This window comes from Aliivibrio sifiae (genome assembly GCF_002954715.1).
Lineage (GTDB): Bacteria > Pseudomonadota > Gammaproteobacteria > Enterobacterales > Vibrionaceae > Aliivibrio > Aliivibrio sifiae.
In genome coordinates this window covers 1,670,035-1,694,624 of sequence record NZ_MSCP01000001.1, presented here as the reverse complement: position 1 = coordinate 1,694,624, position 24,590 = coordinate 1,670,035, and the positions used below count along the sequence as shown (strand labels likewise).

Below are 24,590 nucleotides of genomic sequence, written 5' to 3'. Positions count from 1 at the left end.
GCTTATAGTGTAAATTCTGTTACCGATATCACAAAACATCTTTGAGAGGGTACATGTTAACACTGACAAACCTGAATAAAGGGTATTTGGATGGCGGAGAGTTTCATCCAATACTTCAAGGGGCAGAATTAACAATTGAGCAGGGCGCTCAAATTGCATTAATGGGTGAAAGTGGCTCAGGCAAAAGTACCCTTTTGAACCTTATCGCAGGTTTAGACAGTGTAGACAGTGGTGAGATAGATCTTGCCGGTTTTTCTATGCATTCACCAAAGCAAAGCTCTCGAACTTCCTATCGTCGAAATAATATTGGACTTGTTTTTCAACAGTTTAATTTACTCCCTACGTTAACTGTTGCTGATAATATTCGCTTTTGCCGTCAACTCAAAGGATTGAGAGATGATGATGCTTTATGGCGTCAAATTATTTCAGCACTGGATCTTATGCCTTTATTAGGTCGTTACCCTGAAGAGGTTTCTGGTGGTCAGCAACAACGAGCAGCCATTGCGCGTGCCCTATATATGGAACCAAAATTACTTCTGGCTGATGAACCTACGGGCAGTTTAGATGAAAAAAATGCTGAAGCCGTAATGCGATTGTTAACGCGATTGTCTCGTGATCTTCACTGTACATTATTATTGGTTACGCACAGTGAGAAAGTGGCGGATCATATGGATGGATTAGTGAGGCTTCAGGGAGGACAGTTAAATGTTATTTCCGGTAGCTAAAGCACTTCTTGGTCACTACCGTCGGCATCCATTACAAATATTTTTAGTGTGGCTTGGTTTAACACTTGGCGTTGCACTGCTTGTTGGTGTCCTTGCGATCAACCATCATGCGAAAAACAGTTATAGCGCGGGTGAAAAATTATTCTCGAACCCTTTTCCTAACCGTATTCGTGCTATTCAAGAAAATATATCTATTCCTCAAGCCTTCTATATTAATTTACGTCGTGCAGGCTATACCTCTTGTATGCCTATTCAAACCTTACACTTGGCGACAGATGATGATATTGATATTTCGTTAGTTGGTATTGATCCTGTCGCTTTAATGCAAATATCGTCGAATAACCTTGCTAGCACCGTTGATATGCTTGCATTAATGCACCCTCCGTTTCCTATTTTAGTCAGTCAGCCTCTTGCTTCTTATTTTGGTTTAGATGATGGCGACTCTATTACGTTACAAAACGAATCTAAGGTTGGTCCTGTTATTATTGATAAGGCTCAGCGTTTATCTGGATCTCGAATGTTCTCAGATATTGCGTTAACCAAAATGTTAGGGCATAAGGCAGGATTCGATATCATTCTTTGCGGCGAGATGTCCGAAAGTCAAACCGAACGTTTAGAGAGAATGCTGCCTAGAGGATTACAGCTAGAAACACATAAAGAATCAGGATTAACCGCATTAACCAAAGCATTCCATACCAATCTGTTGGCCATGGGGATGCTTTCTTTTGTCGTTGGTTTATTCATTTTCTACCAAGCGATGTCGCTTTCTTTTGTCCAACGTCAACCGTTAGTTGGTACGCTTAGACAGATTGGTGTATCAACCAAAGAACTTATTCTTGCGATGAGCCTTGAGGTTGGTTTATGGGCAATCATTGGTTGGATAAGTGGTAACTTCTTTGGACTCTTGTTGGCGAATCAATTGATCCCCGCAGTATCAAACAGTTTGTACTCCTTATATAGCGCTGATGTGGATCTGCTGATCACGTGGAGCTGGAGTTGGAGTTACCAAAGTCTATGGATGGCTATTTTAGGGTGTATTTTAGCCTGTGGTTGGCCGCTTTATCGTTTATTAAGCACTGAACCAATTAGATTAACAGCACGTTTGTCTTTAGCTCGTTTCGCAGGTAAAGAGTTTGAGGTTCAAGCCATTGTGGCTTGTGTCTTCTGTATTGCAGCTTACTTAATGAATTTATTACCTCATAGCCATGAAAATGGGTTTATGTTGATTGGTTTCTTAATGATTAGCGTTGGTTTATTAACGCCTTTCATGCTTTGGAAGCTTTTTGATTGGTTGTCTTATCGATTATCTTCAGCAAAAGCTCGCTGGTTCTTTTCTGATTCTGCGGCAAGTTTAAGCTATCGCGGTGTGGCTGCGATGGCCTTTATGCTTGCGCTATCTTCTAACATCGGGGTAGAAACTATGGTTGGGAGCTTTAGAGCAACGACGAATAATTGGTTAGAACAACGTCTTGCCGCAGATGTTTATATTCAACCAAGTAAAGCGTCTGCCAGTAGGATCAGTTATTGGCTAGAGAAACAACCTGAAGTTGAATCTGTTTGGAGACAATGGACTATTGATTATCAAACAGAGTATGGAAGGTTAGAGATTTTAAGCACTGGTTCAACTCTCGGTGAAAAAAATGCTCTTACGATGAAGGTCGCTATTCCTGAATTTTGGTATTCACTTCATCATGAACGAAGTGTGTTGATCAGTGAATCTATGGCACTTAAATGGAATTTAAAACCGGGTGATAGTTTAGACTTACCTGTACCAATGGGAGATAACTGGAAGATCTCTGGTGTGTATTATGATTATGGTAACCCTTATAACCAATTGTTACTTTCTCATCATGCGTGGTTAAAAGCATTTGGTGGGCAAGGTAAGACTGGTATAGGAGTCGTGTTAACTGATAAAGAAAAACGAACTGAGTTGATCGGTCGGATTTTAAAGAAATATCGATTACCGATTGAGCAAGTTAGTGATAATAATAATATTCAAACTCAAGCAATGAGAGTGTTTGATCGCACTTTCATCGTGACAGGAACCTTGGGTAATTTAACTCTCGTGATAGCGGTATTTGGGTTGTTTTTTGCTACCTTAGTTGGCGAAGTATCACGACAAAGGCAAACCGCGTTATTACGTTGTTTAGGTTTATCTGGCAAAGAATTGGTTTTACTCGGTGGCTTACAATTATTAATGATTGGATTGTTTACTATGTTGATTGCTTTGCCATTGGGGATTGTTCTTTCCCAATTATTAATTGATATCGTAATGAAATATGCGTTTGGTTGGACGATGGAAATTAATTATTTCCCTGTGGAATACATCACAACATTTTCTTGGACATTGCTAGCGTTAACACTTGCTGGCGCGGCAACGGTTTGGAGAGTCACTAAACGACAAGCAATTGTTTCATTGAGGGAATCCCTATAATGCAGCCAAGTCATATGAATAACAGTAGTGTAAAGATATCGCTTCTTGTTGTGGTGCTTATTTTGGTTTTTTCGATTGCGTATTATATGAATTGGAAAGATGTTGATACGGAAGGAAATAATGAGATTAATTCAATTTTTGCACAATCAAATAATTCCTATTTTGATCCTGTCCTCCCTAATTCAGGGTTAAGTTTCCCAAAAGATTATTATGAGCACCCTGGTTTTCAACACGAAAAATGGGTCATGACAGCAAACGCCATCAATCAACGTGGTGATAGTGTCGGTATTCAATGGACGATGTTTCGAGTTTCAAGCGATGATAGAGAAACAAAAGGGTGGTTAGATCCTCGTTTATATATTGCTAAAGTGGTTATCACGACAAAAAATAAAAAGTGGGTTGGTGAACGTTTAGCAAGAGGAGGTATTGGGCAAGCTGGTGTTAATAAGCGCCCGTACCGAGTTTGGATTGATGATTGGCAGTGGCGAAGTTTAGGGAAAAGTCCTTTTCCAGGTCTGCTGTCGGCAGTATCGAATGATTTTTCATTAAAGCTATCAATTAATTCAAACAGCAAATCTATTCCATTAGGAGAGAACGGTTACTCTAAAAAGCACGATTTGCTTCCAATTGCTTCTTATGAATACATTGTTCCCTTTCTTACGGTACGTGGAAATATTACTTTAGGTGATGAGGCGTATACGATTTCTGGTAAGGCTATCTTAGAGCATGAATGGGCAAGTGGATTTTTAGATGAGTACCAGCAAGGTTGGGATTGGTTTATTATTAATTTAGATAAGAATCGTAAGTTATTAGTTACTCAATATCGACATACGGATCAATTGCCGTATAAGTATGGTGCTTTATTATATAAAAATGGTGATTCGGTAGCGTTAGATGATACTGATTTTACTCTACAAACCTTACCTGCTCGTGAGCTTAGTAATGGTCGAAAATTGCCATTGGAATGGATAATCAACGTTCCGAAATATAATATTAATTTAACAACACAAGTAGTCAGAAACGAGCAGTGGCTTGATACGTATATTCCTTATTGGCAAGGGCCGATCACGACAACGGGTTCTCATCAAGTAACAGGATTTATGCAACTAACTGGGTATTGATACAAGGAAGGTATTATCGATGCGAATAAATCAGAGTATAGCGATAAATACTTCGGTATTTCCGAGCTATTCACTCTGAACAAGCGATTATTCTTGATCTTGAACAACGGGTAGACTTTCTTTTTCGTTTTTCCGTAAACTATAATTATAAGTGAAGGACATCTTATGAGTGATGTTATTAAGAATTTTTTTAAACTAGAATCAGCAGGCGGCATCCTTCTTGTGATTGCAGCTGCTATCGCGATGATGATCGCTAACTCTTCTTTTGCTCCAATGTATGATACTTTTTTACATACCTATATTGGCGGTATGTCTGTTTCGCATTGGATTAATGATGGTTTGATGGCTATCTTCTTCTTCCTAATTGGTTTGGAAGTAAAAAGAGAGTTACTTGAAGGCGCTTTAAAATCTAAAGAAACGGCTATCTTCCCTGCAATTGCTGCAGTGGGCGGTATGCTTGCACCTGCTCTTGTTTATGTTGCGTTTAATATGGGCGATCCAGAAGCATTGTCTGGTTGGGCTATTCCTGCGGCAACCGATATTGCTTTTGCATTAGGCATCATGGCACTACTTGGTAACCGTGTTCCTGTGAGCTTAAAAGTATTCTTACTTGCTTTAGCAATTATTGATGACCTCGGTGTTGTAGTAATTATTGCCTTCTTCTATACGAGTGATCTCTCTATCTTAGCACTTGTGATTGGCTTTATTATGACAGGGATTCTGTTCTTACTAAACGCGAAGCATGTATCTAAGATCCGTTGGTACTTATTGGTTGGCTTTATCTTGTGGGTGAGTGTACTTCAATCTGGTGTTCACGCTACATTAGCCGGTGTTGTACTTGGCTTTGCAATTCCGCTAAAAGGTAATAAAGGTGAACGCTCTCCATTAAAACACATGGAACACGCATTACACCCATATGTTGCATTTGGTATCTTACCGTTATTCGCATTTGCTAATGCGGGTATCTCATTAGAAGGTGTATCACTAGATAGCTTAACAACAACGTTACCATTAGGTGTTGCATTAGGCTTGTTCCTTGGTAAGCCACTAGGTATCTTTAGCTTTAGTTATGTAGCGGTTAAATCAGGAATCGCTAAACTGCCTACCGGCGTGAACATGAAGCATATCTTCGCAGTTTCAGTTCTTTGTGGTATTGGTTTTACAATGTCTATCTTTATCTCATCACTGGCATTTGGTGGCGTGAATCCAGAATTTGATAAACTAGCTCGACTAGGTATCTTGATGGGCTCAACTTTAGCTGCGGTTGTTGGTTATGTCTTACTGCACATTAGCCTTCCTAAAAAAGCATAATGAATCGTTAAGTTAACGTAGATACCTCGCTCAGGCGGGGTATTTTTTTGTCTAAGTTAATATTGTGTGACTAAACGCTAGACAAAAAAAAGCCCAAACAAATTGAATGGGCAAAAGGAATATAGGAATTATGAAAAAGCTATGCAGTTGATGATAGAAAACTTGGCGGCCTGCTAAATTTCAATCATTAATCATCAACGGGTACTTATTCAGACTTGCGATATTTAAGTTAGTTCAACTTTTTCTTTTTCTTTTTTACAATAGCTAAAAAAGAAAAACCCGTTATCTATAAGCGCTAAAAGCGAGATAACGGGTTACTTGAATCAATCAAGAAAAAGCAGTGGAATTATGAACATAACATCAGACTTCACTTTATTTAGATAGTTCAAAAAAATGCGAAGATAATGCTATTTTTTATTAAAAATATATTCTGACACCTCCAACCACTCACTATTTTGACAAAAATTGTCATAAATGGGATGCGAACTGGATAAGAACCTTTTATCCTAGAGGTAATTATTAAAAGGAAAGTTGAACATGATCATCAAACCTAGAATTCGTGGATTCATTTGTACAACCACTCACCCAGTTGGTTGTGAGAACAACGTGAAAGAACAAATTGCCCTAACTAAAGCGCAAGGACCAATTGTTAATGCACCAAAACGTGTATTAGTTGTTGGTTCTTCAAGTGGCTATGGTCTTTCTTCTCGCATTACTGCTGCGTTTGGTGGCGGTGCATCAACTATCGGTGTTTTCTTCGAGAAAGCAGCGACAGAGAAAAAACCAGGTACTGCGGGTTGGTATAATTCAGCTGCTTTTGACAAGCTTGCAAAAGAAGAAGGCCTTTATTCAAAAAGTTTGAATGGCGATGCTTTCTCTAATGAAGCAAAACAAAAAACGATTGATCTAATCAAAGAAGACCTAGGTCAGATTGATATGGTGGTTTACTCTCTGGCTTCTCCAGTACGTAAAATGCCTGAAACGGGTGAAGTTATCCGTTCTTCACTAAAACCAATTGGTGAAACGTATACAGCAACAGCTGTTGATACCAATAAAGATGCGATTATTGAAGCGTCGGTTGAACCAGCAACAGAGCAAGAAATCCAAGACACTGTGACAGTAATGGGCGGTGAAGATTGGGAATTATGGATGAATGCATTATCTGATGCTGGCGTTCTAGCTGATGGCTGTAAAACTGTTGCTTATAGCTACATTGGTACAGAGTTAACATGGCCTATCTACTGGGATGGTGCGTTAGGTAAAGCTAAGATGGATTTAGATCGTGCAGCGACTGCGCTAAACGAGAAATTATCTGCAACGGGTGGTACAGCAAATGTAGCAGTACTTAAATCTGTTGTAACTCAAGCAAGCTCAGCGATCCCTGTTATGCCTCTTTATATCGCTATGGTATTTAAAAAGATGCGTGAAGAAGGCGTACATGAAGGTTGCCAAGAGCAAATTCTACGTATGTTCAGTCAACGTTTATACAAAGAAGATGGATCAGCTCCTGAAGTTGATGACCAAAACCGTCTGCGTTTAGATGACTGGGAATTACGTGAAGACATTCAAAAGCATTGTCGTGAGCTATGGCCTCAAGTAACGACTGAGAACCTAAAAGACTTAACTGATTACGTTGAATATAAAGAAGAGTTCTTAAAACTGTTTGGTTTTGGCGTTGATGGTGTTGATTACGACGCAGACGTGAACCCAATGGTTGAGTTTGATGTTGCTGATATTTAATTAATTCTTTTGAGGATTAATAATAGATAAAATAAAACCCCAGAGTGTTTAATCATTCTGGGGTTTTTTATTGCCTTCCATTTAACGTAGAAGCAAATATATAATCAATCTGTTTAAGCGAGCAGGATCATAATGGTACCAGCTACCGTCATCAATATATTAGCAATCGCATAAGTACCGGCATAACCAAGCGCAGGGATTGTACTGCGAGCGTGCTCATTTACAACATCCATTGCTGGACCACACGTACGGGCACCAATGATCGCACCTATCAATAATGCACGGTTCATATTTAAAATGTAAGCGCCAACAAGATAAGCAAGAATTACGGGAACCACACTAACAATGAGAGCAGCGGCTAATACCTTTAAACCATCTTCAGAGAAGTATTCAACAATGTTGCCACCAGCACTAAGACCAATACCAACCATGAAAACCAATAAACCAAGGTTCTTAGTCATATTAAGCGCCCCTTGAGGTACGTAACCAAAAGTAGGGTGGTTTGCTCTTAAAAAGCCTAAGGTGATGCCAGAGATCAATAAACCAACCGCATTACCTAAACCAAAAGTAACTTGCCCAAAGCTCATGGTGATCATTCCAAACATAATACCAAGGATAAAAAAGCTACAGAAAGCTAATAAATCTGAAACCTGACTATGGATAGAGATAAAACCAATTTTATCGGCAATATGGTGAACTTTACTCTTTTCACCACTGACCTGAAGGATATCCCCTTTTGCTAAAACGATGTCATGTTCTATTGGCATTTCAATTTGAGCACGAACTACACGGTTTAAGAAACAACCGTATTCTGAAAGATTTAATTCAGAAAGACGTTTGCCTGCGATATTGTCATTTTTTACAACAATTTCTTCTTCCGCAATACGTAAATCGAGTAGATTGCGGTCAAATACTTCTTTACCGTTTCTAAAGCTTGGATCCAAACGCGCATGGCTATCTGGGTAGCCTACTAAAGCAATTTCATCACTTTGTTGAAGAATATAATCGCCATCAGGGTTAGCAAGAATGCCGTTACGACGTATACGCTCAATATGACAACCTGTTTGACGGTGTATCCCTAGTTCACGCAGGTTTTTCCCATCAGTCCAATCAATCAATTCTTGCCCAACACGGTAAGCTCGGATGATTGGTAGGTAGACTTTTCTTTGTCCCGCACTACCGATACCACGTTCTTGAGCAATTTGCATTGCACTGTCTTGTAGGTTTTGTTTTTGTAGCTGAGGTAGTAAGCGGGCCAGTAAAATTAAGCTCGTCAAACCAATCAGGTAAGAGAAAGCATAACCAACACTGAGATTATCAATTACTTTACTGAAATCGACGCCTTCAGGTAATACGGCTAAACCGGAGTTTAAGGCGTCTTTTGCTCCAACTAATACTGGTGTTGCTGTTAGTGCTCCTGCCATCATTCCGGTAGATAGACCGTAATCTAATTCGAAGTAATGGTCGATTAAGAAACTAAGAGAGATAGCAGAGATAAGAACAACTAATACGAGTAATAAATAATGCTTACCGTCACGAAGGAAAATACCAAAGAAGTTTGGACCGGCTTCGATACCTACGCAAAAAATAAACAGCATAAAGCCGATATTGAGTGAATCAGCAGTAAAGGTATAGCCGAGACTTCCCATAAAGAGGGCGGTGATAAGAACACCAATAGAACTGCCTAATTGAAAGCTACCGATTTTAACTTTAGCGATAAATAAGCCAAGAGCGAGAACAACGAATAAAAGTAATATATCGTTTTGCGATAACAAGGTCGCAACATCAATGTTCACTGTATTTTGCCTGAAATATGGAAGAAGAAAATGTGATGCAAGTCTAACTTAAAAATGGCGAATGTATAACCATATTTATAAATAAAATGAAAAAAAATCACCGCTAAAGAGCGGTGATTTAGAATACATTGGTATAGGTTATAGATTAATCAAAAAGGCCTAGGTTTTCTTTTGCATAGGCTTCAAATTCTGTGCAACCACCAATATGATCTTGGTCGATGAAAATTTGAGGAACAGTATCAACAGGTTTGCCAACTGTTTTTTCTAAATCCGCTTTTGAGATCCCTTCAGCATGAATATCTACATAACGGTAGTTAAAATCTTCACGCTTTTCTTTTAGTGTTTCAGCATGCTCTTTTGCACGAACACAGAAAGGACAACCAGGACGACCAAAAATTACAACAAACATAGCTTTACTCCAAATAGTAAGGGATGCGTATTACTCGCAATCAATGAGTACACTATGCCTGTTGATACAAATAAAGTAAAGATGGTTTGTCCTCTTTGATTAATAGCCGAAACCTATCAGTTAGTCAGTTTGATTATAAGGAAGTAAAACGAGTTAAATCAATGTGATTTATAAAAAAGAACCAGCAAATTAGCTGGTTCTTAAAATAGAGTTGAGTACAAAAAAGAAATTAGTGTGAATTATCTTTTTCGTAGCGTGAGTCTTTAAGTGCGTCTTTTACACGTTTCAAATTATCTCTAAAACCAGCACCACGACGTAATGTAAAGCCTGTTGCTAACACATCAATGACTGTCATTTGTACAACACGACTTGCCATTGGCATATAAACGTCAGTGTCTTCAGGAACATCTAAACAAATTGCAAGTGACGCCATTCTTTCAAGAGGAGACTCTTTTGCTGTAATTGCGATGACTGTTGCGCCGTTTGATTTCGCAAGTTCAGCGACTTCAACTAAACTTTTTGTACGCCCTGTATGGGAAATCAGAACTACAACATCATTTTCAGTACTGTTAATGCAGCTCATTCGTTGCATTACAATGTCATCAAAACAAGTGATAGGGATGTTGAAGCGGAAGAACTTATTCATGGCATCATGCGCAACAGAAGCGGATGCTCCAAGGCCAAAAAATGAAATCTTTTTTGCTTGAGTTAATAGATCAACAGCGCGATTTACTTGCATAGGATCTAAGCTGTTTTTAGCTACATCCAAACAAGCCATGGTTGATTCAAAAATCTTATGAGTATAAGCATCTGGGCCATCATTTTCTTCAACATTACGATTCACATAAGGTGTACCGTTTGCCAAGCTTTGTGCTAAATGAAGTTTAAAATCAGGGAACCCTTTAGTGTCTAATCGACGACAGAAACGGTTAACGGTAGGTTCACTAACATCTGCCATTTTGGCTAAAGTAGCAATACTAGAGTGAATAGCTGTTTGTGGTGAAGCCATAATAACTTCAGCTACTTTGCGCTCTGACTTACTAAAGTTGTCTAAATTGTTTTGTATCTTCTCAATGGTATTCATATGCGCTCTTCTACATTTGTCTGCTATAACCTTAACCAGAATAATCATGATTTACTCTGGTTAAAGCTATAAATATCTGGATTAATCTAAGTATATACGTTTGTGTTGCTTGCCTCTAACAAATGACCGTCTTGATTGTATTTTTATAACAATAGTATGACAGAACTCTAAAAATACTTTCTAAATTGAAAGCGTTTTTATTTATAAATACGAGATTATCGTCATTTTATTGGAAATTCTGTGATTAAATTTCAGAGTTGAGGGAAAATAATTACAAAAAAGCAGATTGTTTCTTGTGATAAAACAACCTGCTTTAGAAGATAGATGAACTATTTTAGGATTGAATTGGTGAGTTCTATAAGCTGAGGTAGTGAGATTTCACTGCTGTTAGCGATCTCTCTTTGCTCGATAAGTACATTCTGTAAAATTTCTTTGGTTGTTAGCGGATTAGCTAATACGACTCTAAAAACAATCGTTGGTTGAGACTGATAAGCATCAGGTGTTAAACGAGTACGAGAAACGAAGGATTTACCTGTTTCACGTTGTGTTTTTTGAATATATTTAGTGAGATTATCGAGATGTTCATATAATTCAGCTCGTTGCTCTGGTGTTGCTAGTAATAAAGCGGCTTTTACGTTACTTGGTACGTATCGATAAGTCAGTAAGCACAGTTCTGGCTCTGAGATTAATTCAAAGTCATCTTGTTGTTTGATCAATTCTGAAAAATATTTTGCTTTTTCAATGCTTTGGTTTATTAATAGCTCATAACCTGGACGACTAATCACATTAAAGCAAGAGTAAAGTAGCATTGCCATGCCACTACGGGAGCCTTCAAGTGTATGACGCCCTAGATCTTTAGAACCTTTACGTAGAATATATTCAGCGTGATGTTGGATAGATGACATTAACTCAGGGTCTTTGAAGATAACCATCCCTGCGCCCATTGGAACATAGAGTTGTTTATGTGCATCAATAGTGACTGAATCGGCTAAATCAATACCATCAAGTAAATGTCGATAGGTATTAGACATTAATGTCGCACCACCCCAAGCCGCATCAACATGGAAGTGGCAACCTTCGCGCTGTGCTACTTGAGCAAGTTTACGTAGTGGATCTATCGTGCCAGTTTCTGTTGTACCGGCAACACCAATGATCGCTAATGGTTTAATGTTCTTTTCTTTTACGGCGGCAATTTTTTTGTTTAGATCAGTTAAACAAATACGGTTATTGTTGTCAGTTTTTATGGCAATAACGCCGTCTTGGCCAATGCCCAATACATCTGCTGCTTTTTTAACTGAGTAATGGCCACGTTCAGAAACAAAAATGGCAAGTCCATTACATTTATAATGAGTGAGAGCAGCAAAAAGACCTTGTTTAGCAATGCCTTCAAAATCCCCATCGGGTTGTAATAGGCGATTTCTTGCTACCCACAATGCAGTGATGTTGGCAATGGTGCCACCAGAACAAAAAGCACCAAGAGAATGATCAGCACTGTGCATCCAATGGCTATAGAAGTCGTCTTTTTGGCCATAAATAAGGCGATGTAACATACCCAACACTTGGCGTTCTAATGGCGTAAATGCTTTAGAGGTTTCAATTTTTACCAAGTTTTGGTTTAAGGCAATCATGATCTTTGATAACGGCATTAAAAAATAAGGCAATGCAGATGTCATGTGGCCAATGAAGCTTGGTGCTGAGGTATGAACAGATTGAGAGACTACCGAATCTAATAGATGCTCAGTATGCTCTGATACATAAGTCGGAGATTCTGGCATTGAAGAGTCAGTAAAATCTTTTTCGATTTCTGTCAGTGGTTTTTCTTCAGCGACGATGTGTTCTCTTAAGAATTTATTCAGATTTTGAGAGAGTTCTTGTTCAATTTTTCCAAGCGTCGAATCGGGAGCTTCCGGAACAGTAAAAATTCGCAACATGCTCTCTAGGTTGGCATCCGCTGTTTTGTTGTCTGTTACCATGGTATCTGTTCTATTCTGTTGATGATTGAAAAGCAAAGTGGGCGATCTCTTTACCTACGAATAAGGGCACAATTTAGAACAAAATCGCGTAAATGTCTCGTCTAAAATGTGCCGCATCGATTTTTGATAGGAATTATTATTATAAAATCGGTTTTATTGGTGAAATAACAATCAAATTATTTGCAGCTTATGTCACTAATTTCGGTCATCTTTTGGTTGTATGCATTTAGTGGAGCATCAATTTCTTTAGGATGACTTAGGATATCTGCAAATGCTGAACGTAATTCATAGTTTTGCTTATGAGGTTGAGCTTGGCGATCGTCAAAAGTTACTTTTGCTATTTTTCCTAGCTCGTCATTATTTGACGCGAGTGTTTTTATCTCTTTTTGATCTAATTGTAACCAAGATTCGATAGATTGGTTTGTTTTTACTTTTGATGGGTCATTCTTTAGATAAAAATCCACTGCCGCACGATTTAATTCAAAATGGTGTTGACGTCCTTCTAAGAACCAATTACCTACACTTTCTAAATTAGGGTCTCTTTTAACCGTAATTGAAATCAGTTCTTTATACCAAGTTAAAGACGCATCAACGTATTGACTGTATTGGTTGCTTAGGCATTCCGTATCAGCAGCTTGAGCAGACGTTGTTAATAAAGCGAATGGTAAAAGAAGAGCAGCTAGTTTCATTACAAATCCTTAGAATGAATCATTATTGTTGAATGTGATTGTAGGCATCAGATAACTAAATGCAATTGAAACAACCCACAATGTGATGCTTCCCTCTGAACTTATTTATAGGGACACAAAAAAGAGCATTAAAAAAGGCACTAACAAACTTAGAATAAAGCCACTTACAATAGCGATAGGAACACAACGAATACCGCCACAGTTTTGAATGACAGGTAAGGTAAAGTCCATTGCTGTTGCTCCGGCATAGCCAATAGAAGTGACGGGATAACGATTTATGAGTGTAGGGATTAATAAAAGAGCAACTAATTCGCGCATTAATTCATTCAAAAAAGAAGCGCCACCATAAACGGGGCCAAGCGCATCACCCATTAAGATCCCAGCTAGAGAATACCAGCCAAATCCTGATGCCATTGCCAATCCATGATTTAATGGAATATCCAAAAAGAGAGCAGCAATCAGCCCGCCAATTAATGATGTTGATAAAATAACGACAGCAATAATTATTCCGTGTTTATTAAGAAGAATTTGGCGCAGTGATAATCCACTGTTTCGTAATTGGATACCGATAAGAAAAAGAAGGACTAATAAGATAAGCTCACTTGCGCTTTCAACCCAAGCAAGATCAATACCACTAACTAAACCAAAAACTAAACCAGCTGCTACTGCAAGTAATAGTTTTGCTGACTCTAAAATCATCTTAAAAAGAGGGAGTGTGTTTTTATTTCCTTCTGAATTTAGAGGGAAAAGTTTATCCATAAAAGGAAGAACGGCTAAATTACAAGTGCTAATAGAAACAAAGAAAACCGTAGTAATTGTCACTATCTGATTTAAATTTTGAGCGAGATTATCCAAAGCTGCGAGGCTAAGGCCCATTAGTGCAAGGATGACAGTGACTAAATGACTTGTTGCTGCATTAATTCGCTGAAGAGGTTTTTGAGAATGAAGCGGAATTAAATAGCCAAAAAGTAGTGGTAAAAAAACAAATAACATTCCAGAAAGCATTATTATTAATCTCATCCATGAAGAAGGCCTTGAGAATATCAAGGCTTCTTAATGACATCAATATAAGTTGTTCGTTTTATTGTAATTTAATTACAAACCACTGCTTCTTAGTGTTTCTTTAATGCGGTTGTTGAATTGACTATTAGTTAAATTACTTAATGTATAAAGTGCTTCAGCGCCTTCAAGAGTAATTTCAATGTCGTGTTCTTCAATGGCATCATCTTTATTTCTAAACATTAAAAGGTGACTAGCAATACGGGCTATGTCTATATAATTAATAGGATGCTCAGTGTTTTTGGTACTGTTCTTGTTGGTAGCAACAGCTAAAAAATCCACATCAAATTGCCAATGATTTAGTACGTGATAGCTGGTTGCATTACATTCGTTGTCGAAAATATAGATAGCTAACTCAAGATCCAGATAATTACCTTGCTCAAGATAATCATAATATTCATTCACAAGGCAGAACAACCCGATATCGGCCAGTAAGCCAGTAAGTAATGCCTTTTCTGGTTCAAGGTAATCGAGAGAAGCATCTTCACACTCAATTATCATTTCTTCGCAGATCATTGTCATTACCGCTGCAAATTCACGAGAACGTGCAGCACTTTTACGAAGAAGTGCATTACATTCTTTATTTAAGTCACTTGAATGTTTTAACTGTTCAATAGCTTGAGCAGTAACTATATCGCGAACACGGAATATCCCTAATCGAGATACCGCTGTTAGAACATCAGTACAGGTAATGTTTCTGCGGTTAAATACAACAGAGTTAGCCATGCGTATAACAATAGCAGTTAGGCTTGGGTCCTCTAATAAAGTATCTGAGACATCTTTAATTACAGTGCCTTCAAGAGTACATAACTTTTGAATCTTAAGTACAACATCAGGGATAGGAGGCAATTTTATTTTTCCTGATGAGATGCTTTTCGATGCTAATCGACTAAATTCACTTCTTAATGCAGTCAGTACTTTGTCTTTATCGTGGGATAGCCAGAAAAACGATAAATGAGTCATTCTTAATTCATATTTTAAAATAATGGGTTAATCATACAGCGTTTTTCTGATTTCTAAGAAAAAAGTCAAAAAAATGAGACCATTTACGAAAAATTTAAGAGTTTTTACTCAGTTCAAGAAGGATAGTTATTATTAATAGATAAATAAGAGTCAAATTATTGGTGTTGTAAATGAATCTTGTGAGCCTCATCAATGAATCTATAGGTTAAGTTGTGAGACTATAATGTGATAGAAGGCTGAAGAAAAACTTAGTTCGTTACATAAAATAATACTTAAAGGTGTGATCGGACCTAAGAAATATGCTGTAGATTCAGCAGTTAATGTAAAAAGGCTAGAAACTTATTTATTGTATGTTTAATATTCAATTGCTTGATGTCAATTTTCTGACAGGGACGGGGGTCGTAAGTTTTAGATCAAGGAGATCGAAATGAACCATTTAGAGGAACGCTTTTTTAATTTTGTAAAAAAACTGGGAAAATTTAATAAACGCTCGATGTTTGGTGGCGTTGGTTTATTTACCGAAGATGCGATGTTTTCATTAGTTACTGAAGGACGATTATACGTTCGAGGTGGTGGATTAGTCGATAAACAGTTTGAAAAATTAGGATGCGAACGCTTTAAACACGTGAAAAAAACGACAGTCGCGACAGTTAACTATTTTGACATCAGTGAGCTTTTTGAGAAAAAACCAGCTTTATTGCTTAGTATCATCAAAGAGGTGATGGAAAATTCACGTGTAGAGCGTGAGTTTAAAAAATCAAAAGAGAACCGCCGCTTACGTGATTTGCCGAACATGCAATTAACGTTGGAAAGAATGGTAAAAAAGTCAGGGGTTCCTGATGTTGATGCCTTCTTAGAAATAGGTGCTGTTGATGTATTTAGAAAAGTAAATACTACCTACGGTGGTGATGTAGATGTAAAACTTTTGTGGAAATTTGCAGGGGCAGAATCAGGTGTTCATTGGACATTATTACAAGAACCAATGAAAAGAGCTTTGCTTCAACAAGTTTAATTTGAATAAATAAAAAAACCTCGTTATTCCTTTTGTTGTCTAAGGTATAACGAGGTTTTTTTTTAACTAAATTTAATTAGTATTTAAAGCGAGCGGTCAGTAATAGTTGGTCGCCATAGATACCATTAAAACGACCTTCAGCACCGATAGAGAACAATTCTGTTGAGTGGAATCGACCATAAACAGAGAATAGAGTATCGTCATTATCTTCAATAGATAAGTAACCTACTTTACCACCAACTTCTAATTGAGGACCTAACCATTGACGAACGCCTAAGTTAAGTTCCATACCTGTGTCATTTTTGTAGTGTTTATTATCATCAACAACACGAAGTAGCATTTCACCTGTAATGTCAGCCCAGTTATTTACTGGAGCGTGAAAGCCTAGACCAGCTGCTAAATCGTAATCACCATCTAGTTCAGAGTCTACAGAGGCAATAGCGTGAGCATTAGGGTGGATTGATTTACTAAAACCAGCACCAAATGTTGAAGGGCTAAAGCCAATGCGAGCTTCAACATAGTCATAACTAAAGTTGCTCATGATGGCATTGTTTGGATCATTATCTGCAGCCATTGATGTTGCTGAAATAAACATTAGGCTTGAAGCTAAAAGTGTCTTACGGATCATGATATTTGAAACCTATCAAAGTGAGTGCTGTAACCAAAAATATACGTCAAATACTAACAGAAATAGGTATTTTTGCTAGAAGTGAGTCTACAAAATTTGGAGTAACAGCAATTAGTCAAAAAATTAACGTGCTATTTATATACTTTAATTAAGCAAAATATAAGCCAAGTTCAGTTACAGAGAGGCCTTAAAGTTTGTTTATCTTATTAAATAGAGGTGTATTGATCTTATTGTCTTAGGTAAACTAATTTAAATCGTTAAAAATGGATAATGAAATGAAAGAATTAAGAAAATATGCAGCCATTGGTGGCGCAGTTGCACTAGTTGCGTGTTGGCCATTTGCTACAGGGAAGATAGGCGAAGCTATTTTTAAAGATGGAATTGCGTCGTACAGTAACTCTATTATTGAAGTTGAATCAATTTCTTATGACCGTGGTTACTTAAGTTCAACGGCTCAAAGTCGTATTCATGTTGTTGATCAAGGGTTGAGTGAAGAGCTTAAACAAGCAGGATACCCAACAGATATTTTGGTTGAACACGATATATCTCATGGTTTATTTTCAATTTCTTCGACATCTACGTTTGTAAGTACAGAAGATACATCAGAATTTGTTCAAGGTTTAACATTAACGACAGAAAGCGAATTAACAGGAACTACGAACCTATTACTAACAAGTAAAGATACTGATTTTGCAACGGAAGACTTAAAAGCTCAAGGTGTTGAAAAACTCTTTTTAGCAGCAAGCCAAATCTCGGCGACGGTAGCAAAGGACGGACAATTTACTGTTTCTTACCAATTGCCTAAAACAGAATTACGATTAGATAATCAGTCTGAAATGACTATTGATAACGTTGCTGGTCAAAGTGTCGGTCATTATGTTGATGATATTTTCATTGGCGAAGCGAGTGTTGGTTTTGATAAATTAGTATTAAATGATATTGAAACTCAACTTAATAATGAAGTTAAAGGCTTTAAGTACACAAGCGTTAACCAGATTAACGAAGTGAAAGATAAAACAGAAGATAATACGTTTACGTCAAAAAATACGTTAACACTGGCAGAAGCTGCAACAAGCGCTGGTGTATTGAAAGATGGTGTATTTGATATTAGTTTTGAAAACTTAAATTATGATGCGCTTCTAAAACTAGTACCTTTGCTTCAAGAGCAAGAGTTAACAAATGAAAATGTTGAGCAATTAATGTTGTCATTTGATTTATTAGCGGCAAAAGGCTTTTCATTAAATATTAATGAATTCAGTGCAAATGTGTTAGGCAGCAAAGTTGATAGTAAAGTATTACTGACTTTACCAGCTGGCACAGCAAGAGCATCGCAAAATGCAGATAAATTAATCCAGACACTACAAGGCAATACGGAGTTAGTTATTGCTAAGAAATTAGTTGATGAGACTCCAGAACTTCGTATGCAAATGGATGAGTTGTTAATTAATGAGTTTGCCGTAGAAGATGGCGATAACTATCGTTTGTCGGCTAAAATTGCTGATGGTCAAATTGAATTGCTTAATGGACAAAAAATGCCGTTATTTATGCTGTTAGGTTTTTTAAGTTACCTACGTTAATACCGGATATATCAAATTAAAATAGCTCACTAAGGTGGGCTATTTTTTTATTTAGTGAATTAGATCACTTTCTGATTTCTTTGTAAGAGAAAAGGTGGTATTAATTTCTACACAATATTTACTGATAGTAACTTAGATAAATATTTAATCAGTGGTTTATCTAAGTTGATATGATTGATTTTTATAAATAGCAGGAGCCTTTGAGAAACATGGAAAAAGTATTTAACTTTTGTGCTGGTCCAGCAATGCTGCCAGCAGACGTTCTAGCCCAAGCTCAAAAGGAATTGGTGAATTGGAACGGTTTAGGCACTTCAGTGATGGAGATTAGCCACCGTAGTAAAGAATTTATTAAAGTTGCGCAAGAGTCTGAACAAGATTTACGTGATTTATTATCAATTCCAGATAATTATAAAGTGTTGTTTTGCCAAGGTGGTGCTCGTGCTCAATTTGCAGCAGTGCCATTAAATTTATTGGGCAATAATACTAAGGCTGATTATATTGATGCTGGTTATTGGGCACAAAGTTCAGTAACTGAAGCAAAAAAATACTGTCAACCAAATGTCATTGATGCAATTACAAAAATTGATGGTAAGCGAGCAGTAAAAGCGGCGGCAGAATGGCCATTGAGTGAAGACGCTGCTTATGTGCATTTTTGTCCAAATGAAACTATTGATGGTATTGAAATTAATGATTTACCAGTAACGGACAAGCCTATTGTTGCCGATATGTCTTCGACGATTTTATCTCGTCAAATTGATGTTTCTAAATATGGTGTTATTTATGCGGGTGCCCAAAAGAACATTGGTCCAGCAGGATTAACGATTGTTATTGTACGTGATGATTTACTCGATCTTGCTGCTGAAGCACTTCCAAGTGTATTAAGCTATGGTGTACTAGCAAATCAAGAGTCGATGTTTAATACTCCTCCGACGTATGCTTGGTATTTAGCGGGTTTAGTTTTTAAATGGTTAAAACTAAATGGTGGTATTGAAGCGATGGAAGCACGTAATCGCAAAAAAGCGTCTGCATTATATGATTATATCGATCAGTCTGATTTTTATCGTAACGAGGTTCATACGAATAATCGCTCTCTAATGAATATTCCATTCCAACTAGCGAATTCAGAGTTAGATACTCAGTTTCTTGCATTAGCAGATGAAGCGGGTTTAAAAGCATTGAAAGGACATCGAGTTGTGGGTGGGATGCGAGCGTCTATTTATAATGCAATGCCATTAGAGGGTGTTCAAGCACTAGTTGATTTTATGAAAGCATTTGAAGAGCAATACGCGTAATCTTTATTTGTCGATAAACAAATACTAAAAAGCCGATACTGAATAAACAGTGTCGGCTTTTTTATGGCTTCAGAATAAGCAGATGATTAATGAGTTAATGCTTTATTTAGAAACGTTGCCACAACTGATGATAAGCTCCATTGAGTGCAAGTAAGCTCTCATGTGTGCCTTGTTCAGTTATTTCACCATGATCCATAAGACAAATGTGGTCCATGTTTTCTAAATTAACCAGGCGGTGGGTAATAAATACCACCGTTTTATCTTTAATATGATCATTTAGTACAGACATTATTTGTTGCTCTGTTTTTTGATCTAGCCCTTCGGTAGGTTCATCTAATAAAACAATAGGAGCATCATGCAGTAGAGCTCTAGCAATACCAATTCGACGACGTTCACCACCCGAAAGTTGGCGTCCACCATCTCCAAGCCATGCATTTAAGCCTTCATTAACAGCGAGATCGTGTAAGCCTACTTTCTCAAGTGTTTGGCTCAATATTTCATCGCTGGCTGAATCATTTGCAAGTCTTAAGTTATCACGTAAAGAACCATTAAGAATATCGACTCTTTGGCTTACGACGGACATTGCACTACGCAGGCTTGATTCTTTCCATCTTGGTAATTGAACACCATCAATGGCAATAGAGCCTGATTTAGGGTCCCACTGACGAGTCAACAATTGCAATAAGGTGGATTTCCCCGAGCCTGTTTGACCCACAATCGCCATTTTTTGACCTGCAAGTAAATCTAATGACACGTGTGTGATTGCATCTGTATCTGCATCAAGATATTGATAACTCACATCAGAGATGGTTAAGTTACCTTTTATCTCTTGAGTCACGCCATTTTCATCAAAGACGGTATCTGGTTCAGCGGTGATGATTTCATTTAAGCGACGAGCAGAACTTAATGTCTGACCTAAATACTGGAAAGCACCAGCAATCGGCATTAATAATTCAAAGCTTGCCATCGTAGCAAAAGCAACCATAGCGACCATTGGATCGGGGGTCATTCCTGCAATGCCATCGGCAGAAATCCATAACATTAATAATAATGTCCAACCGTTGGCCAACAACAGTAAGCCATTAGCTAAACCTGTTAATGTTGCCATGTGGCGTTGATTGGAGAGTAGGGCCACTTGAGCATCAAGAATACGTTGTTGGTATTGCTCTTCTGCACCAAAGATACGAAGTTCAGCATTACCTTGTAACCAGTCTAATGTTTTTATGCGTAAAGCGGCTTTGTTTTGAGTTAATTCTGCACCATTTTGTTTACCAAGCTTATAGAAAAGCGTAGGCCAAATTAATAATAGAGAGAATAAAATTGCCCCAAGTGTTAAACCAATTGTAATGTCAAACCACGCAAGGAAAGCGGTTAATCCGATAATGCCTAATGTACCAACAATTATTGGGCTGATAAGACGTAAGTATACGTGATCCATCGCATCAACATCTGCGACAAGGCGGTTTAATAAATCGGCATCACGCAGTTTTGAAAAACGTCCTGGGATTAATGGTATTAACTTTTTAAAGAAGAAAATACGCAGCTCAGTTAATAGCTTAAATGTGGCATTATGACTTACGACACGTTCTCCCCATCGACCAGCAGTACGACCAATAGAAAAGCCTCGTACCGCCCCCGCAGGAAGCATGTAATTAAAGGTTTCTCGCGCAATCGTTAACCCTGCAATGGCAGATGCTGAAATAAACCAACCAGAAATGGTCAATAATCCAATAGAGGCAAACAAGGTTGCGAAGCTTAAGATCATGCCCAATGTTAAGCCAAACCAATGTTTCTTATATAATTTAATATACGGTAATAAATCACGCATCAAGATCACCTTGCTTTGGTTGTTTTGCGGTCAGCATGGTTGAAAATAAGCCAGAATTTTTAATTTCTTCAAACGAACCTGACTGAACGATTTGGCCTTTGTCCATGACAAGAATCGTATCCATAGCATGAAGCTGATCCAAGCGATGGCTGATCATTAATGTCGTTAGACCTTGAGTCGCGTCATTGAGACTTTTCATTACCAGACGTTCACTTTTTGCATCTAGGCTGGCTGTTGGTTCATCTAAGATCCACAAGCGGCCTTGTTGTAATAATGCTCTTGCTAACGCTAATCGTTGTGCTTGACCGACGGATAGCCCGCCAGAACGATCAGATATTTGATGTTGATAACCAAGCTCATTAATAAATTCATTAGCAAACGCTTGTTGGCTCACTAAATTTAATTGATCTTTAGAGACGCCTTCCTTACCAAGAGTGATGTTCTCTTCAATGGTGCCATGAACCAATGTTGGGTTTTGTCCAACCCAATTGATGTCTTGGTACCAAAGCTTTTTATCTAATTCAGAGAGTTCAGAATCATTGATTTTAATGCTGCCTTGATAAGGTAAAAACCCAAGAATCGCGTTAATTAGGCTTGTTTTACCTGCACCACTAGGCCCAACCAATGCAGTTTGAGAGCCTTCATGAAGATGAAAACTAATTGGACCAAGTAATGTTTTACCATCATGGCTTGTCACTATGAGATCTGTGACTTCAATATCAAGTGTGGTGGATTGGGATACTTTCTGACTTTGAGTTTTATCATTGTCTTGAGTATTACTATCAATAGTTAAGAACTCAACAATAGATTCTGCAGCACCTACGGCTTGAGCCTTCGCATGATAAAAAGTACCTAAATCACGTAATGGTTGATAAAACTCAGGCGCTAAAATAAGGATAAATAAACCAGTAAATAGCGTTACGGTTGTACCGTAATGACCAAAATCAAGTTCACCGATAAAAGTAAAACCAAAATACACAGCAACAATAGCAATTGAGATAGAAGTGAAGAATTCCAATACTGCAGAGGATAGGAAAGCTAATCGTAATACTTCCATTGTACGTTTACGAAAAATCTCTGAAGCACCATGTAGGTGTTCTGTTTCTTGTGCTGTTTTATTAAATAAACGAATGGTTGTCATTGATTGTAAACGGTCATAGAAGTGACCAGATAAACGTTGTAATGCTTTAAAATTACGACGGTTAGCATCAGCAGCTCCCATGCCTACTAGTGCCATGAACAATGGAACTAATGGTGCAGTAAGTAAAAATACTAAACCTGCGGCCCAGTTTTGAGGGAATACAACGATGAGAATGACAAATGGAATTAATACGGATAGTGACATTTGGGGTAGATAGCGAGAAAAGAAATCTTGCATATCTTCGACTTGTTCTAACAACAAGGTTGCCCAAGTACCAGCAGGCTTGCCTTTAATGTATGCGGGGCCTAACTCTTGGAGTTTATTTAATATTAATTGACGTATATGAATACGAATATGTTCGCCACAGCGATAGCCTGCAATTTCACGGCCCCAACTGCAAGCAGCTCGGATCCCGACAATAACGAGAATGGCAATGAAATGCGGAAGAAGATCGTACTTATCCACTTGCTCAATAATTAATTGGTGCAAGATATCAGCAAGCAGGGCTGCTTGTATAATAAGGAAAATACTAGAAAGGAAGCCGAGCCCAATAGAAAGGGTTAGCCATTTTTTTGCAAGCTTACTTTGGCTCTTGAGCCATTGTCCTAACTCGCGTTGTTGTTTTTTATCCATAATATGAAGGCTTACGTTTTGTATTATTTTGCACGCACTAGAATTTCTCTTTTTATTATCAGAATATAAGAAACCATAGGCACATCAACAAAATAAGATGAGCAAAAGAAACCCGAAGGCTGACTTCGGGTTTAACGTTAACGAGAGACAGTTTAACTTTCTTTTGCTTCTAACGCATCTAAAAAGCGTTCAGCATCTAATGCAGCCATACAACCCGTGCCCGCAGAGGTGATTGCTTGGCGGTAATTGTGGTCCATTACATCGCCCGCAGCAAAAATACCTTCAATGCTTGTTTGAGTTGCATTGCCTTCTAAGCCTGATTTTACCTTGATATAACCATTTTCCATATCAAGTTGATCATTGAAAATTGCAGTGTTTGGTTGGTGTCCAATAGCAATGAAAGCGCCCATTACTTCTAGATCTTCAGTTGCGTCAGATTTAGTATCTTTTAATCTTACGCCAGTCACGCCCATCTCATCACCTAGAACTTCTTCTAGAGTGCGATCTGTATGAAGAATGATATTGCCGTTTTCAACTTTATCCATTAAACGGTCAATAAGGATCTTTTCTGAACGGAAGGTGTCACGGCGGTGAATGAGGTGAACTTCAGCAGCAATGTTTGATAAATAGAGAGCTTCTTCAACCGCGGTATTACCACCACCAACAACAGCAACTTTTTGGTTACGATAAAAGAAACCATCACAGGTAGCACAAGCAGAAACGCCACGGCCTTTAAATGCTTCTTCAGATTCTAAACCTAAGTATTTTGCAGAAGCGCCGGTAGAAATGATTAACGCATCACAAGTATATTCTGCAGAGTCACCTTTTAAGCGGAAAGGGCGCTGGCTGAAATCAGTTTCATTGATGTGGTCAAAAATCATCTCAGTATTGAAACGTTCTGCGTGTGCTTTCATCTCTTCCATTAAACCTGGACCTGTCATATCTGCAGTGCCGCCAGGCCAGTTTTCAACTTCTGTTGTTGTTGTTAATTGTCCACCTTGTTGCATACCAGTGATCATCACTGGATTTAAATTTGCTCGTGCAGCATACACGGCGGCAGTATAGCCCGCTGGGCCAGAACCAAGGATCAATAATTTAGAATGCTTAACGTTGCTCATAGGATCTCCGAGCTAAAATCAAAAAAAACAGAAAGTAGGGTGGGAACAAGAAGCGTT

Annotated in this window: 19 protein-coding genes; 8 read left to right on the top strand and 11 right to left on the bottom strand. The window is 38.0% G+C overall.

Features of this window, described 5'->3' with window-relative positions:
* Positions 1 to 53: 53 nt before the first annotated feature.
* The 5 genes from BTO23_RS07545 to fabV all read left to right on the top strand — a co-directional run bounded on the left by BTO23_RS07545 (position 54) and on the right by fabV (position 7,331).
* Positions 54 to 725 carry an ABC transporter ATP-binding protein gene (locus tag BTO23_RS07545; protein ID WP_060990509.1) on the top strand — a complete coding sequence of 224 codons (672 nt, stop codon included), beginning with the start codon at positions 54 to 56 and terminating at the stop codon, positions 723 to 725.
* Positions 706 to 3,159 (top strand): FtsX-like permease family protein, encoded by a 2,454-nt coding sequence (locus BTO23_RS07540; RefSeq protein ID WP_105063292.1) that lies wholly within the window; start codon positions 706 to 708, stop codon positions 3,157 to 3,159. Before BTO23_RS07545 ends, BTO23_RS07540 begins: the two co-directional genes overlap by 20 nt.
* On the top strand, positions 3,159 to 4,280 hold the full coding sequence (locus BTO23_RS07535) for a lipocalin-like domain-containing protein (protein WP_060990511.1): 1,122 nt from the start codon (positions 3,159 to 3,161) through the stop codon (positions 4,278 to 4,280). The genes BTO23_RS07540 and BTO23_RS07535 overlap by 1 nt, the downstream gene beginning before the upstream one ends.
* A gap of 165 nt (positions 4,281 to 4,445) precedes the next feature.
* Entirely contained in the window at positions 4,446 to 5,591 is a 1,146-nt protein-coding gene (gene nhaA / locus BTO23_RS07530; protein ID WP_060990512.1) for a Na+/H+ antiporter NhaA, read from the top strand.
* 537 nt (positions 5,592 to 6,128) lie between these two features.
* Positions 6,129 to 7,331: an enoyl-ACP reductase FabV gene (fabV, locus tag BTO23_RS07525; protein WP_060990513.1), complete on the top strand. Its 1,203-nt coding sequence runs from the start codon at positions 6,129 to 6,131 to the stop codon at positions 7,329 to 7,331.
* Positions 7,332 to 7,444: 113 nt separating this feature from the next.
* Here fabV and BTO23_RS07520 read toward each other — a convergent pair whose 3' ends face one another.
* The 7 genes from BTO23_RS07520 to BTO23_RS07490 form a co-directional block, all read right to left on the bottom strand.
* Complete coding sequence (locus BTO23_RS07520; protein WP_060990514.1) at positions 7,445 to 9,127, bottom strand: aspartate:alanine antiporter; 1,683 nt, start codon at positions 9,125 to 9,127, stop codon at positions 7,445 to 7,447.
* A gap of 145 nt (positions 9,128 to 9,272) precedes the next feature.
* Positions 9,273 to 9,536, bottom strand: coding sequence for a GrxA family glutaredoxin (locus tag BTO23_RS07515; RefSeq protein ID WP_060990515.1), 264 nt, complete (start codon positions 9,534 to 9,536; stop codon positions 9,273 to 9,275).
* 229 nt (positions 9,537 to 9,765) lie between these two features.
* A complete protein-coding gene (locus BTO23_RS07510) occupies positions 9,766 to 10,620 on the bottom strand; it encodes a MurR/RpiR family transcriptional regulator (RefSeq protein WP_060990516.1) in 855 nt (284 codons plus the stop codon).
* A gap of 329 nt (positions 10,621 to 10,949) precedes the next feature.
* Positions 10,950 to 12,593: a pyridoxal-dependent aspartate 1-decarboxylase PanP gene (gene panP, locus BTO23_RS07505; RefSeq protein WP_105063291.1), complete on the bottom strand. Its 1,644-nt coding sequence runs from the start codon at positions 12,591 to 12,593 to the stop codon at positions 10,950 to 10,952.
* Between the two features lie 176 nt (positions 12,594 to 12,769).
* Complete coding sequence (locus BTO23_RS07500) at positions 12,770 to 13,282, bottom strand: hypothetical protein (RefSeq protein WP_060990518.1); 513 nt, start codon at positions 13,280 to 13,282, stop codon at positions 12,770 to 12,772.
* Between the two features lie 105 nt (positions 13,283 to 13,387).
* Complete coding sequence (locus BTO23_RS07495) at positions 13,388 to 14,287, bottom strand: LysO family transporter (protein WP_061028360.1); 900 nt, start codon at positions 14,285 to 14,287, stop codon at positions 13,388 to 13,390.
* A gap of 90 nt (positions 14,288 to 14,377) precedes the next feature.
* Positions 14,378 to 15,304: an HDOD domain-containing protein gene (locus tag BTO23_RS07490; RefSeq protein WP_061028362.1), complete on the bottom strand. Its 927-nt coding sequence runs from the start codon at positions 15,302 to 15,304 to the stop codon at positions 14,378 to 14,380.
* A 427-nt stretch (positions 15,305 to 15,731) separates the two neighbouring features.
* Here BTO23_RS07490 and BTO23_RS07485 point away from each other — a divergent pair, with 427 nt between their 5' ends.
* Positions 15,732 to 16,316 carry a TfoX/Sxy family DNA transformation protein gene (locus tag BTO23_RS07485; RefSeq protein ID WP_060990521.1) on the top strand — a complete coding sequence of 195 codons (585 nt, stop codon included), beginning with the start codon at positions 15,732 to 15,734 and terminating at the stop codon, positions 16,314 to 16,316.
* A 76-nt stretch (positions 16,317 to 16,392) separates the two neighbouring features.
* On the opposite strand, the gene BTO23_RS07480 is transcribed toward BTO23_RS07485, so the two are convergent.
* A complete protein-coding gene (locus BTO23_RS07480; protein WP_060990522.1) occupies positions 16,393 to 16,944 on the bottom strand; it encodes a hypothetical protein in 552 nt (183 codons plus the stop codon).
* Positions 16,945 to 17,219: 275 nt separating this feature from the next.
* Here BTO23_RS07480 and BTO23_RS07475 point away from each other — a divergent pair, with 275 nt between their 5' ends.
* Positions 17,220 to 18,521, top strand: a complete 1,302-nt coding sequence (locus tag BTO23_RS07475) for a DUF945 family protein (protein ID WP_060990523.1) — start codon at positions 17,220 to 17,222, stop codon at positions 18,519 to 18,521.
* 209 nt (positions 18,522 to 18,730) lie between these two features.
* The gene (gene serC / locus BTO23_RS07470; RefSeq protein ID WP_061037001.1) at positions 18,731 to 19,813 is read left to right on the top strand and encodes a 3-phosphoserine/phosphohydroxythreonine transaminase; all 1,083 of its coding nucleotides are present in this window, start codon (positions 18,731 to 18,733) and stop codon (positions 19,811 to 19,813) included.
* Between the two features lie 106 nt (positions 19,814 to 19,919).
* Here serC and cydC read toward each other — a convergent pair whose 3' ends face one another.
* From cydC to trxB, 3 genes are all read right to left on the bottom strand, one after another.
* Positions 19,920 to 21,641 carry a heme ABC transporter ATP-binding protein/permease CydC gene (cydC, locus tag BTO23_RS07465; RefSeq protein WP_105063290.1) on the bottom strand — a complete coding sequence of 574 codons (1,722 nt, stop codon included), beginning with the start codon at positions 21,639 to 21,641 and terminating at the stop codon, positions 19,920 to 19,922.
* Complete coding sequence (cydD, locus tag BTO23_RS07460; protein ID WP_105063289.1) at positions 21,634 to 23,415, bottom strand: heme ABC transporter permease/ATP-binding protein CydD; 1,782 nt, start codon at positions 23,413 to 23,415, stop codon at positions 21,634 to 21,636. Before cydD ends, cydC begins: the two co-directional genes overlap by 8 nt.
* Positions 23,416 to 23,567: 152 nt before the next feature.
* Positions 23,568 to 24,533 carry a thioredoxin-disulfide reductase gene (trxB, locus tag BTO23_RS07455; RefSeq protein WP_061001916.1) on the bottom strand — a complete coding sequence of 322 codons (966 nt, stop codon included), beginning with the start codon at positions 24,531 to 24,533 and terminating at the stop codon, positions 23,568 to 23,570.
* Positions 24,534 to 24,590 lie beyond the last annotated feature (57 nt).

What these genes read in the sequence shown, in the direction of transcription:
- BTO23_RS07545 (WP_060990509.1), top strand. Translation starts at nt 54, where the DNA reads ATGTTAACACTGACAAACCTGAATAAAGGGTATTTGGATGGCGGAGAG.
- BTO23_RS07540 (WP_105063292.1), top strand. Translation starts at nt 706, where the DNA reads ATGTTATTTCCGGTAGCTAAAGCACTTCTTGGTCACTACCGTCGGCAT.
- BTO23_RS07535 (WP_060990511.1), top strand. Translation starts at nt 3,159, where the DNA reads ATGCAGCCAAGTCATATGAATAACAGTAGTGTAAAGATATCGCTTCTT.
- nhaA (WP_060990512.1), top strand. Translation starts at nt 4,446, where the DNA reads ATGAGTGATGTTATTAAGAATTTTTTTAAACTAGAATCAGCAGGCGGC.
- fabV (WP_060990513.1), top strand. Translation starts at nt 6,129, where the DNA reads ATGATCATCAAACCTAGAATTCGTGGATTCATTTGTACAACCACTCAC.
- BTO23_RS07515 (WP_060990515.1), bottom strand. Translation starts at nt 9,536, where the DNA reads ATGTTTGTTGTAATTTTTGGTCGTCCTGGTTGTCCTTTCTGTGTTCGT.
- BTO23_RS07510 (WP_060990516.1), bottom strand. Translation starts at nt 10,620, where the DNA reads ATGAATACCATTGAGAAGATACAAAACAATTTAGACAACTTTAGTAAG.
- panP (WP_105063291.1), bottom strand. Translation starts at nt 12,593, where the DNA reads ATGGTAACAGACAACAAAACAGCGGATGCCAACCTAGAGAGCATGTTG.
- BTO23_RS07500 (WP_060990518.1), bottom strand. Translation starts at nt 13,282, where the DNA reads ATGAAACTAGCTGCTCTTCTTTTACCATTCGCTTTATTAACAACGTCT.
- BTO23_RS07495 (WP_061028360.1), bottom strand. Translation starts at nt 14,287, where the DNA reads ATGCTTTCTGGAATGTTATTTGTTTTTTTACCACTACTTTTTGGCTAT.
- BTO23_RS07490 (WP_061028362.1), bottom strand. Translation starts at nt 15,304, where the DNA reads ATGACTCATTTATCGTTTTTCTGGCTATCCCACGATAAAGACAAAGTA.
- BTO23_RS07485 (WP_060990521.1), top strand. Translation starts at nt 15,732, where the DNA reads ATGAACCATTTAGAGGAACGCTTTTTTAATTTTGTAAAAAAACTGGGA.
- BTO23_RS07480 (WP_060990522.1), bottom strand. Translation starts at nt 16,944, where the DNA reads ATGATCCGTAAGACACTTTTAGCTTCAAGCCTAATGTTTATTTCAGCA.
- BTO23_RS07475 (WP_060990523.1), top strand. Translation starts at nt 17,220, where the DNA reads ATGAAAGAATTAAGAAAATATGCAGCCATTGGTGGCGCAGTTGCACTA.
- serC (WP_061037001.1), top strand. Translation starts at nt 18,731, where the DNA reads ATGGAAAAAGTATTTAACTTTTGTGCTGGTCCAGCAATGCTGCCAGCA.
- cydC (WP_105063290.1), bottom strand. Translation starts at nt 21,641, where the DNA reads ATGCGTGATTTATTACCGTATATTAAATTATATAAGAAACATTGGTTT.
- cydD (WP_105063289.1), bottom strand. Translation starts at nt 23,415, where the DNA reads ATGGATAAAAAACAACAACGCGAGTTAGGACAATGGCTCAAGAGCCAA.
- trxB (WP_061001916.1), bottom strand. Translation starts at nt 24,533, where the DNA reads ATGAGCAACGTTAAGCATTCTAAATTATTGATCCTTGGTTCTGGCCCA.